Raw genomic sequence first — 12578 nt, 5'->3', positions numbered from 1 at the left:
CTATTTGTTGTTTGCTTTCGCCCAAATGTCCAGCTGTCTTTGCTTCTCCGCAATAATTTTATCCATCCCTGCCGCTTTCATTTTCTCAATGAATACGGGAATATGCTCTTCAGGATCGACAGATCCGGTTACAATGACGTTTTTGTATTCTTTCTCCACGTTGCTGGTCGCCGCAATCTCCGTTTTGACAGGCTCCGCGTTAAATGTAAATCCTAATGCGCGGGATTTCTCGGCGCTCTCGTTATAGTCCAAATACGCTTGCCATTTGTTCGGATCCTCATTCGCCCAAATATGAATCAATGGAAGATTGCCAAGCATCCAGTTTCGAGAAGGCGGGTAGCCGGTATTGCTGCCATCTACACCTACTGGAAAATCAATGATGTTATCCGATTTTTTGACATAATGCGTGCCTTCAATCCCGTTAATGAGCAGATTCATAAGATCGCTGTCTGTAAATAAGAGATTAACGAACATCATTGCCCGCTCCGGATTTTTTGAGGTGCGCGAAATCGCAAGCACGGCACTGGTTGCATCCGTTGTGCTCGTAAACGGCGACATTAACTGAATTTCCACCAACTCTGTCCCTTGCGAACGGGAGTTTTCCAGATTGGAGCCCGGCTTGAACGAACCGGTTTGGGCAAACGCTTTGCCTGAGCCTAAAGCTTTGCCGACATCTTGCAGCGTAGCCGCATCTTTATTGATGTAGCCTGCCAGATACCATTTACGCATCAGCTTTGCGTATTCCATATATTTCGGATCTTCGATTTTACTAATGACTTTCAGCCCTTCGCCGGTGCGGACAAGCTCTCCCGGACCGTCGCCCAGCAAATCGTAATAACCGTAATCAAGGATGGCCGCGTTCGGGGAAGCCCCTCCGTTCACGATAAACGGCGTGACGCCCGGTTCATTGTCTTTAATGGTTTTCAGCAGCGGCTCCAAATCCGCCAATTCTTTTACTGTCGACAGGTCGAACTTATATTTGTCCACCAGATCCTTGCGCAATATCAAGCCTTTGTCAGCCGCAAATTCCTTGTTAGCAACCATTCCGTACAATTTGCCGTCTACTTTGGCAGCATTGACGATTTCCGGATCGATTGTATCTAGGAAAGCTCCGCCATACTTTTTCACCAAATCGTCCAAAGGCAGAAATTGACCTTTGCCGACCTGCTGCGAGAAGCCGTTCCAGCCCGCCGAGAAGATAAGATCAAACGCTTCGTTGGATGTAAACATTAGGTTCGTCTTATCTCCCCATGCACTCCAATCGATCGAACGGATTTCAAGCGTCGCATTGATTTTCTCTTTCAAAATCACATTTACCTTATCCAAAACGAGCTGTTCATCTTTAGGCTGCGAGCCCGGAAGCACAAGAACAATTTTGTACGGATCAAGCTTCTTCTCTGCCGCTTCGCCGTTGTTAGCGTTTGCCGCTTCGCCCTTATTATTGCCGCTTACATCAGGAGCGTTCGAATTGCCGCAGCCAGACGCAATGAGTGAAATCATAAGCACCATGAGCAGCCAAACGTATTGACCCTTTCTTTGTTTCATCGTGATACCCCTCCTAATATGGTTAATGATCATATCTATACTAAACTGGCCCGTTTGCTCCAGAATTAGCCTTTCACAGCACCAACCGTCATCCCTTGCACAATATAGCGTTGGAAGAACGGATACGCGAGCACGATCGGCCCAAGTCCGACAACCGCCATCGCCATCCTGACCGTTTCCGTCGGAACGCTCGCCAGCAATTGCGATTGAAGCGCGCCGGTCGTCTGATTTAATACGACTTGTATGTCCGTTAATGTTTTGTTCAATAAATACTGGATACTGTACATATCAATATCATTAATATAGATCAAGCTGTTGTACCAATCGTTCCAGTAGGCTAGCGTCATAAACAAACCAATCGTCGCCATGACAGGCAGAGACAGCCGCAGGACGATTTGAAAAAAGATACGCAGCTCGCCTGCTCCATCCATCGAAGCCGATTCAATAACCTCCGGCGGAATCGTCGTAGTGAAGAACGTTCGCATAATAAGTACATTGAACCCCCCGATCAGAAGGTTTGGTATAATTAACGCCAGCAGCGTATTATTGATATTCAGCACATTCGTGTAAACCAAATACCAAGGCACGAGTCCCCCATTAAAGAGCATCGTGAAAAACACGTAGAAGGTCAGCGCTTTCCGCAGCGGGAAATCTTTGCGCGAAATCGGATAAGCGAAGAGCGCCGTGAGCAGCAGTCCGCAAACCGTGCCTATGACCGTCACGAATATCGTTACCCCGTAAGCGTTAATAATGGTCGATGAATCATTGAACAGGTAAACGTATGCGCTGAAATCGATCAGTTCAGGAAAGAAGGAGTAGCCGTTGCGCAGAAGCGATTTTTCCTCCGTAATGGATACCATAAATATAAGCAGTAATGGAAAGACCGTCGCCGCGGCGTACAGAACGAAAAACAGATGGATGATAAACTGCGGGCTCCTTTTTAGTAAAGTCATTGCCTTGTTCCCCCTTGCCCAAGCGTAAACGGCTGTCGCCGTCCTTTGGCGGTAACAGCTCGTTTCGCGGTGAAATATAAGCTTATTTATAAATGTGAAACTTATAAATTCTTATATTTTAAAATAGCGCGTGATCGCTGTTTATTTTTCTGACGATGTAATTTACGCCGAAGATGACCATAAATCCGAGCACCGATTGATACAAGCCGGCCGCTGAAGCCATCCCGACGTCTCCCATCTGCATCAAGGCACGGTACACATAGGTGTCAATCACGTCCGTAGTGGACATTAACGCCCCCGAATTCATCGGAACCTGATAAAACAGCCCGAAATCCGCATTGAAAATTTTGCCCACCTGCAGCAGCGTCATAATCATAATGACAGGCATAAGAAGCGGAACGGTAATCGAACGCACCTGCTGCCATTTGCTTGCCCCGTCCAGCGTTGCCGCTTCGTAATATTCGGTGTCTATACCGACTATAGCCGCCAAATAAATAATGCTGAAATACCCGACGCTTTTCCACACGTTTACGATCGTCAAAATGTAAGGCCAATACTTCGGCTCGCTATACCAGGTAATAGCATTAATCCCTAGCGGTTCAAGGATTAACTTATTAATAAATCCGTACTCCACGCTCAGAAAACTAAAAGCAAGATAACTGACAATGACTGCCGAGAGCAAATAGGGAAGCAAAATGATGCTTTGATAGAACCGCGACATCAGCTTTTTTTTCAGCTCATTCAGCAAGATGGAAACTCCGACGCCTAGTATAACGTTAATGAGAATAAATAATGCGTTGTAGAGCACCGTATTGCGCGTAATCAGGTAAGCCCTGTCCGTCTGAAACAGAAACTCGAAATTTTTAAAACCGACCCATTCACTGCCGAGTATGCCCTGCGCGTAATTTAAATCTTTAAATGCGATAATGATTCCGAACATCGGCAAATAATTGTTGATGAGAAAATACAAAATGCCCGGCACCGTCATCAGCAGCAAAATGTGATGCTTTCTCAGCTTCTTCCAGAAGGATGCCCCGCTGTTTCCTGTCATTATGGCTTTCAATATGCATCGCTCCAAATCGTTGTTTACTATAGTGCAATCATATCTTGTTCCCTGCATTCGACCTACCTCTTATATGACTTGATCGATACGGATTGTGACATTCAAGCGGAAACGGCAGATGTCCTCCTTACGAAGCATAAAAAAAAGAGCCCGTGCTTGGCACATGACTCTTCGTAAAAGGGCTGGGCATGAAGCTTGAACGCTTGATCGCCAGCTATTGGTTTTTGGAAAATTGCTTCCGGTACTCCTGCGGATTTAGCCCGTAATATTTGCGGTACAGCTTGGAGAAATGCGAAAAGTTCGTGTAATGAAACATTTTTGCTATGTTACTGACGGTCTCGTTCGTGTTCAGCAGCAGCTCGTTAACCTTTTTCATTTTTTCCTGGATCATATAATCAGAAAGACTCATCCCGCATTCCTTGCGGAACAGTCTCGATAAATAGGCAGGGTTAATGTGGACGCTTGCCGCCAAGCTTTCACGGGACATCTCATCGAACAGATGAAGATCAATAAATCGCTTTACTTTCTCCACAATGGTCGACTCTTTATCCTTGTCGGACAAATGAGTGCATGCCTCCTGGATCAGCCGCTTTGTCCATGCCCGCAATTGAACGAGCGACTTTGTAGCAGTTGACGGATCAAGACCGACGCTGCTTCTGAGCACCGCATGAGCAGGCACACCGCGTTTCTGCAGCACATAATAGACGGTCTGTAAAAGTCCGTGATAAATGATCGTCAGCGTCTCTCCCTTAATACCTGCATCCGCTTCCAGCCTGTCGAACATTTCGGAAGAAATGTTTTGCAGCTGATCATACTGCGCTTGCTCCAGCAGTTCTGCCCATTCAAAAAATGCAGGCAGCTGAACCTCTTTCGCGGAGGGAGTCTGTTCCTTATAAAACATCACCGCCCGGCTGACCGTGACGTTGTTCCTCTCCATTTGAAGCAGCGCGTTGTAAGACTGCGATACGGAGGTAAGCACAGACCACTCGCCGATGTAGCACGATATCGAGCTATACAAGTAGGTCGAGCATGCATCGATATAAGCTTGGCATCTTTTCTTCATCCGGTCAAAAGACAGCGTCAGCTCCTTCGTTCCATCGTCAAAGAGCAAGGCGAAAATGACACCGTTGCCGTCCTGGACAACTTGACCGGCATCGTTTTGGAGCACTAGCTCTTCGGCCGTTTTGCGCAAAGCATATTCCATCACTTCTTCATCCCGCGTGTTGAACGGCTTCTCCCATTTCTCCATACTGATTAAGACCGGAAGCACTCTATAATCGGACTTAATAGGGATGTCATTCGTGGCTAGCGCCCGTTCGATATGCGACTGCAAAGGAACGATCCGCTGCCACATCAAATCCTGCCAAAATCGCTCATAGAGCACTGTTTTGTTCGATTCCCACATTTTATAGTACTTCATGTAGATCTCATTTTGCTGCTTATCCCTTTTCACTTCGAGCTGCTGATCCAGCGCTTTGTTCACCGTCAATTTTAATACATCGAAATCAACCGGCTTAAGCAAATAATCGAAGCTGCCAAGATGAATAGCTTGCTGCGCATATGCGAAATCAGCGTGACACGTCAAAAAGATGATTGGAATGGAAGGAAACTGCTTCCTCACCCATTCTGCCAGTTCGATTCCGTTTTGCCCCGGCATTTCAATATCGCAAAGAATGACATCAACCTCTGTTTGAGCAAGTCTTGCTTTCGCCTGGTCCACATTATGCGCCTCGTAAATATGTGTGAACCCGAGGCTTCCCCAATCAACGCCCGATTTGATTCCTTCTACAGCAAACCATTCGTCATCCACGATTAACAATTTATGCATATTTCAGCTCAGCTCCTTTCAATCGGAATGGATTAGGAATGGAATTATTAGTTTAATACAGGTCCCTTTGGGCTCGCCGGGGGATATAATCATCTGTGCGGCAGCACCGTATTGAAGCTTAAGCCGCTGACGCACATTCCATATGCCCAAATTGCCCTCACCGGAATAAAGAAAGAAATGATCATCGTTGAGCTCGGCGAGCTGCTCCTCCGATATGCCCCTTCCATTATCAAGAATGATAATTTCATAAGAGGGATTCTCTTCCCCCTCCGAACTTCCCCATCTCAAATGCACCTCAATTTGAAAGGGCTCCTCACTCATTTCAAACCCGTGCTTAATCGCATTTTCCACGAACGGCTGTATAAGTAATGGCGGGATAGCCGCTTGCTCCAGTCCCTGCTCCACAGACAGCTCAAACTTTAAATAGTTCGGAAAGCGCAGCCGCTGAATTTCCAAATAGCTTTCGATATGCTCCAGCTCATTAGCTACGCTTACAAAGCTCACATTCGTACGCGTCACGAACCGGAAATATTTGGATATATGCGTGGACATTCGTTTAATTAAGTCGTTTTTGTTCAGTTCCGCCAAATTGTATATGATATTAATCGCGTTTAGTAAAAAATGCGGGTTTATTTGCGCTTGCAAATGTTTTAATTCAGCCTTTTGGGTTCGGATTTGCTCCTCATACACGTTGATTTTCAGATCCTGAATTTCAGCCGCCATGTCGTTAAACGTATCGTTAATAATCGAAAATTCCTTTGATTTCTCATTGCCCAGCCGCGCTCTGAGCTCTCCCCTCTTTATTTGTCTCATCCCTTTTATTAAATCGCTCATTGGTTTCAATAACGTATTTCGCAGAAACAATAAATAAATGGAGAGCACGGCTGCTCCAACTAAAGGTATGAGATAAATAAGACGCTGAAAGTAAGGGAGCTGCTGCAGCAGCTGCGATTCGGGTACGAGCAAGGATAAATAAACATCGGAAAACTTCGATTTTGTAGCGACTATAATATAATCCGCCTCGCCCTCAAGCACACTGTAAGGCTCACTTACTGAAGGCAGCAAAAGCTTATTGCCCTGTACAATTTCTCCAATCGACGTATCTGTTAATATCGTTCCGTTTTCCGATACGAACATCGCTTGTCCGCTTTCCCCGATGTCCAAATAAAGAAAAGGAACCATCAAACGGTTCATATCAATCCAAATGCCCATCACTTGGCCATAATCGGTCTTCACAAGCCGAACAATCGCCGATTGTCCATTATACTGTATGACTTTCCACTTCTTCTCCGCAAGCGAAGCATCATCTTGCCGAGAAAGGAATTCGCGCAAAGCTGAGCTCGCGTCCTCGTAATCGGTAACGTCTCCGCCTCTATATACGGTACTTAGAAGCTCGTCATTATCCGGTGAATAAACAAAGATCATATTCACATGCTCGAAGCTGCTCATATCTGCAACCATCTGATTTTGAGTCCGCACTTTAGCAAAAAAATAGTTAGCGCTGCCTATTTCAGACGTTGCGTATGTCGTCAAATCCGAATTTTTCGCAATATAATTGTATATATAGTTTTCGCCATCCTCAAGTGTCCGGTCAATCTCATTCATATACATGGAAAGCATATTTTTCGTTGATTGGCCTACCTGATTGCGAACGACGTCCATTGCATAATAATTGATATAAATCAGCAAACAAAACAAAGGTACCGTAACCGCCAAAAAGCCGACTATTAATCTAAACCGCAATGACGCTTTTTTTTTCATATGCTGCCTGTCCTTTTCGTTGAACTATTGGGCGAAAGGTCTATTCCTATTCCATTCTTTCGCTGATCTTTCACTGATAAAACAACCGCCCCCAATATAGACGGGGACGGTTTGATCGTTATTTACATCGACAGCGTCGTCTGCTTCTCATGAACGAAATGAAATAATTGCTCCGATTTCTGTAGAAGTATATCATTAATTGAATCATTTTTATAGAATGGACTGTTCAATTCACTGCAACAAAAAAAGGATGCTCAGCAGCCGCTTCACTACTGACACATCCTCTCTCGTCCTGCAAGTCCATTACCGGTCGTTACAGCAGCTGCATCGATTCGATATGCCGCTTTGTCGTCTCCGTGCCAAACTTATGCAGCAGCTTGTAAATTCGTTGAATCAACTCGTCATAGCCGGCACTCATTTCACTTTGGAGCGCAGAGCCGAAGGGGTGGCTGGAAAAATGATACATCTCCGCCTCATCCATGCTGGACAGCTCGTCAAACAGCTCCCTTATCTTCGTATGCTCTTCCTCGTTCACTATAATCTCAAGCTCATATGCAGCTGCTTGTGGATCCTCTAATATTTGTCCCGCCTGAACCGATACGTAATAAGGCTTGCGCTCCCCGCCGCCATCATCTTGTTCAACCATTAATCGCATGCTCCTTCCTGCTTCGTTAACTTTTACAGCCACCTCTAGCATCCCCCGTCGGACAGACATTTTATCCCTTTTTCCGCATATAACTGATATTATCGCTACTTTGAGACCAGCAAAAGAGAGGAATGAGATCGATGTGTGGAATTACCGGCTGGATCGACTGGAACCGTGATCTGACTAAGCAAAGTGAAAGCTTAGAGAAGATGACCGACACTCTTGCACCGCGCGGTCCCGACGCTTCCGGCACGTGGATATCAGCGCATTGCGCTTTAGGCCACCGGCGTTTATCCGTCATTGACCCGGAGAACGGCGCACAGCCGATGATCCGCCATACCGGCGATGACAAATATGTCATTGTCTATAACGGGGAGCTGTATAATGCGCCAGAGCTCCGCAAGGAATTGGAAAGCAGAGGCAGGGCGTTTACGACAAATTGTGACACGGAAGTGCTGCTGGTCGCTTTTATGGAGTGGGGCAAGTCGTGTGTGGAACGCTTTAACGGGATATTTGCGTTTGCCATTTGGGATGCAGCAGAGCAGGAGCTGTTCCTTGCGCGCGACAGGCTCGGCGTAAAGCCGCTGTTCTACAGCACGCAGGACGGTTTATTTATTTTTGGCTCGGAGCAGAAATGTATATTGGCCCATCCGGCAGTGAAGCCGGAGGTCGGCGCGGAGGGACTGGCGGAAATCTTCATACTTGGCCCAGCCCGCACTCCGGGCCATGGTGTATATAAACAAATCAGCGAGCTCAGACCTGGCCGTTGTATGACTGTCAATCACGCTGGTTTAAAGACGATAACGTACTGGCAGCTTGAGAGCAGCCCGCATGAGCAGGATATCGAAGCAACCGCAGAGCAAGTGCGCGAGCTGCTTAAAGATACGGTTGAGCGTCAGCTCGTTTCCGATGTGCCCGTGTGCACCCTGCTGTCCGGCGGACTCGATTCCAGCGCGCTAACGACGCTTGCCGTTAATTATTACAATGACAACGGGCAAGGAAATGTCCATACTTATTCCGTCGACTACACCGATAACGACAAGCATTTTAAGGCGCATGCGTTTCAGCCTAATAGCGATGCTCCTTGGATCGAGAGAATGACGACGCATCTGGGTACGGTCCATCATCCGATACAATTCGATACGCCTGAGCTGGTCGGAGCTTTAGAGGCAGCCACCTTCGCCCGCGATCTTCCCGGCATGGCCGATGTCGACGCCTCCTTGCTGCTGTTCTGTCATGAGATTAAAAAGGACGCAACCGTAGCGATATCCGGCGAGGCGGCCGACGAAATTTTCGGAGGTTATCCTTGGTTTCATCGTGAAGATGCGCTTGGTGCGAATACATTCCCATGGTCGCTCGCCTCGGCTATGCGTGCCGACCTGCTCTCCCCCGACGTTGCCGCATGGATCAAGCCGCTTGATTACATTGGAGACCGTTACCTGCAAGCGATAGCCGAGGTCCCTCATCTGGATGGCGAAACCGAACAGCTCCGCAAAATGCGTCAAATGTCATATTTGAATATCACCCGCTTTATGCCGACGCTGCTTGACCGCAAGGATCGAATGAGCATGGCAGCCGGCTTGGAGGTTCGGGTTCCCTTCTGCGATCATCGGCTGGTGGAATATGTATGGAACATCCCTTGGGAAATCAAGACAGCAGGCGACCGCGAAAAAGGCATCCTTCGCAAAGCGCTGCGCGGTGTGCTTCCCGATGACGTGCTGACCCGAAAAAAGAGCCCTTACCCGAAAACGCATAATCCGAACTACTTGGCCGCCGTTAAAGGGCTGCTGCTTGACGTGCTGAACGATCCCGGCTCACCGCTGCTTCCGCTTATCAACGTCCAAAAGGTAAGAGAGCTCGCCGAGTCGGATTCCGCGAAATCGAACATTCCCTGGTTCGGTCAGCTGATGTCCGGCCCGCAGCTATTCGCTTATTTGTATCAGATGAATGTATGGCTGAAGCAATATAAAGTGATTATTGGTTAATGAGAAGAAACAACCCCGTCTACAAGTCGCCGCCTAAAGCGGCTGACCGTGGATGGGGTTGTTTTTAACGATTAGGCTTGCTCAAGCAGCGGAATAAGCCGTCTTAGCGCTTCGCCGCGATGACTGATTTGCTGCTTCTCTTCCTTCGACAGCTCGGCCATTCCGCGGTTCAAGCCAGGCAGCCAAAACAACGGATCATAGCCAAAGCCGCCGGAACCATGCGGCTTATCTGTAATAACACCGTCAACGGCGCCCTCCGCTTCGACAAATAAGCCGGTTGCCGGATCATACAGCGCTAACGCGCATACAAATTGCGCATGGCTTAGCAATTGCGAGCCGTCAGGAAGCTGCCCTAAATCCGTTTGTTCCTTATTCGCGAGCATATGCTTCAGCTCCCGGATCAGCTTCGCATTGTTATCGCCGTCAGCCGCGCCCTCACCCGCATAGCGCGCAGAATAAACGCCCGGCTCTCCACCCAGCGCAGTCACGCGTAATCCGGAATCGTCGGCCAGCACGGGAACGCCCAGCGCATCACCCGCCGTCTTCGCTTTAATGCGCGCATTCGCCGCGAACGTCTCGCCATCTTCGACGATGTCCGGAAGTTGCGGGTAGTCTAACAGGCTTGCCGTTGTTTTGCCAAGCTTCTGGAGCGCGTGCGCGAACTCCTTCACCTTACCGGCGTTTTTGGTGGCAACGACAATAACATCATGAGATAATACAGAATGCTTCGACATCGATGTTAACCTCCAATGCGGTCCGCCAAAGAGCCCAGCGCATCCTTTTGCTTGCCGATCAGCTCCGTGATGCCCTCTTCTCCCAGAGCCAGCAATTGGTTAAGCTCTTCCCTTGAAAATGGCGCTTCCTCGCCCGTTCCCTGTACTTCAACGAATTTGCCGCTGCCAGTCATGACGACGTTCATGTCAACCTTTGCCTTGGAATCCTCTTCATAGTTCAGATCAAGCAATGCTTTCTCCTGAATAACGCCTACGCTTACCGATGCCAGAAAATCAGTGATCGGGTATTTGGCGAACTGGACTTTCTGGGTAAGCTTATTGACCGCGATAGAGAGCGCGATGAAAGAGCCGGTAATGGACGTCGTACGCGTACCGCCATCTGCCTGAATCACATCGCAGTCCAGCGTGATGGTCCTCTCGCCGAGCGCCTGCAAATCAACGACCGAGCGCAGTGCGCGCCCTATCAGGCGCTGAATTTCCATCGTCCGCCCGGTGAGCTTCCCCTTTGCTGCTTCGCGAATGTTACGTGAATGCGTTGCCCGCGGAAGCATCGCATATTCTGCTGTAATCCAGCCCTTGCCCTGCCCCTTCATGAAAGGGGGAACCCGCTCCTCGACGCTTGCCGTACAAATGACCTTCGTATCGCCAACCTCGATGAGAACCGAGCCCTCTGCGTATTTATTGACACCTGTAGTTATGGTTACCGGCCGAAGCTGGTTCGGTTGCCGACCGTCGTTTCTCATGCTAATTTCCTCCTGAGTGATGCGTTGTATTATTCGTTATGCAGTTTATCGTCCATGAAACCAATGGACCCCATCTACAATCCTTCCTATTTTAACAAAGTAGCCTGCGAATTGCATCAGCCGCACCCGAAAAAAGATAACAGCCGCCAATCGGCAGGCTGGTAACTGGAGCCAAACACAATAGAGCCTGCCCAAAAGTTTTCACTTTTGAGCAGGCTCTTTATTCATGCTGATGACTAAGATTTAATGGCATTGACGTGATGCGGTCTGCCTACCGGCTCGCTGTAAGAATTGTTAGCCATATCTACAATGTTAGCTTCCCCGTTCACTTTGATTTGGACGGTTGCTGCGCCTGTATTTTCTGTAATGGAAAGGACTAGTGCCTGAAGCATTTCGGTCGGAAGCTTCTGGCCTTCCTGATAGGCTTCATCCTGCAAATCTACAGTGACGACGTCTCCATCCTGCACGACGTTCTTCACCTGCACATCCGGCAAAATGACGCTGGTCAGCTCTTTTTTGTTAAGCGGGCCGGAGATCAGCTGCTCAAGCGCCGCTTGTGCAGGAGATGAAGAGCGGGCAACAAGGCGGGTAACCGGGACATAATATTGTTCATCGCTTAAGGTTTGAGCTGAGAAGTAAAGCGTCACCGGCGTAGACTCCGCATAATTCACCCCTTCAGCCGCTTCGATATTAATGCCGATCGCCCGCGTCAGTGTTTCATCAAGCGGGTAGCCGTCGACTGGCATTTCCGGCAGTTTGGCGCCTTCGTACCAGATCTCAACCCCTTCGATTCCAGGCATCGCCGTGAGTGTCCATGTGATTGCTTCTACAATTGTCCGCTCGTCCTGCACGTTGTAGTCTTTGAAGGGCTCGGAAAATTCAACCGTAGCAAGCTTCTGTTCTTTATCGTATTTGTACGATTTAATTTGAGTGCCTTGCGGGATAACAGCGCGGAAATCCTCCGGCAGCTGATTCGCGTAAGCGCCGTTCTCCACCATCATTTCAAGCGCCTTCTGTGCTGCCGTCTCGTTCGTGCCAAGCGCTGTCTGGAGAGAGATCGGGGCCAAGTAGCCATTTCGGTCTTCGAGATAAACCGTCATTTGCGATTCTTCGCCAAGTTCGGCGGCCTGTCCGGTTTCCGCTCCATCCGTTCCATCCGTTCCATCCTTCACCTCTACTTGCGGCGGGTCTATTGACTGGCTTGTCTCTTGCGAGAACAGGCCGCATCCTGCAGTAAGAATGGGCAGTACCAAAACACCAGTAAGCACAGCACCCCTAATCCATCTTTTTTGAATCATATTTACCTTTCCTCCCTAATCA

Annotated in this window: 10 protein-coding genes; 1 reads left to right on the top strand and 9 read right to left on the bottom strand. The window is 48.4% G+C overall.

The genetic code is table 11. The features are described 5' to 3' along the window. From AC0YNZ_RS11570 to AC0YNZ_RS11545, 6 genes are all read right to left on the bottom strand, one after another. A complete protein-coding gene (locus AC0YNZ_RS11570; protein WP_475826743.1) occupies window positions 1-1545 on the bottom strand; it encodes an ABC transporter substrate-binding protein in 1545 nt (514 codons plus the stop codon). Window positions 1546-1610: 65 nt separating this feature from the next. After that, on the bottom strand, window positions 1611-2498 hold the full coding sequence (locus AC0YNZ_RS11565; RefSeq protein ID WP_475826742.1) for a carbohydrate ABC transporter permease: 888 nt from the start codon (window positions 2496-2498) through the stop codon (window positions 1611-1613). Between the two features lie 118 nt (window positions 2499-2616). Beyond that, window positions 2617-3549, bottom strand: coding sequence for an ABC transporter permease (locus tag AC0YNZ_RS11560; RefSeq protein WP_475826802.1), 933 nt, complete (start codon window positions 3547-3549; stop codon window positions 2617-2619). A gap of 226 nt (window positions 3550-3775) precedes the next feature. Next, window positions 3776-5389, bottom strand: coding sequence for a response regulator transcription factor (locus AC0YNZ_RS11555; RefSeq protein ID WP_475826741.1), 1614 nt, complete (start codon window positions 5387-5389; stop codon window positions 3776-3778). Window positions 5390-5407: 18 nt separating this feature from the next. Then, complete coding sequence (locus AC0YNZ_RS11550; RefSeq protein ID WP_475826740.1) at window positions 5408-7150, bottom strand: sensor histidine kinase; 1743 nt, start codon at window positions 7148-7150, stop codon at window positions 5408-5410. Between the two features lie 313 nt (window positions 7151-7463). Then, entirely contained in the window at window positions 7464-7796 is a 333-nt protein-coding gene (locus AC0YNZ_RS11545; protein ID WP_475826739.1) for a hypothetical protein, read from the bottom strand. 140 nt (window positions 7797-7936) lie between these two features. Between AC0YNZ_RS11545 and asnB the strand changes: the two genes are divergently transcribed. Beyond that, a complete protein-coding gene (asnB, locus tag AC0YNZ_RS11540) occupies window positions 7937-9781 on the top strand; it encodes an asparagine synthase (glutamine-hydrolyzing) (RefSeq protein WP_475826738.1) in 1845 nt (614 codons plus the stop codon). 71 nt (window positions 9782-9852) lie between these two features. Here asnB and rdgB read toward each other — a convergent pair whose 3' ends face one another. The 3 genes from rdgB to AC0YNZ_RS11525 form a co-directional block, all read right to left on the bottom strand. Beyond that, a complete protein-coding gene (gene rdgB / locus AC0YNZ_RS11535) occupies window positions 9853-10515 on the bottom strand; it encodes an RdgB/HAM1 family non-canonical purine NTP pyrophosphatase (protein ID WP_475826737.1) in 663 nt (220 codons plus the stop codon). 5 nt (window positions 10516-10520) lie between these two features. Then, window positions 10521-11258 (bottom strand): ribonuclease PH, encoded by a 738-nt coding sequence (rph, locus tag AC0YNZ_RS11530; protein WP_475826736.1) that lies wholly within the window; start codon window positions 11256-11258, stop codon window positions 10521-10523. A 236-nt stretch (window positions 11259-11494) separates the two neighbouring features. Next, the gene (locus tag AC0YNZ_RS11525) at window positions 11495-12556 is read right to left on the bottom strand and encodes a GerMN domain-containing protein (protein ID WP_475826735.1); all 1062 of its coding nucleotides are present in this window, start codon (window positions 12554-12556) and stop codon (window positions 11495-11497) included. Window positions 12557-12578: the final 22 nt, after the last annotated feature.

This window comes from Paenibacillus sp. J2L1-98 (assembly GCF_056269405.1).
Note: the sequence above shows the minus strand (reverse complement) of the source record. Positions and strands in the feature narration are given on the sequence as shown.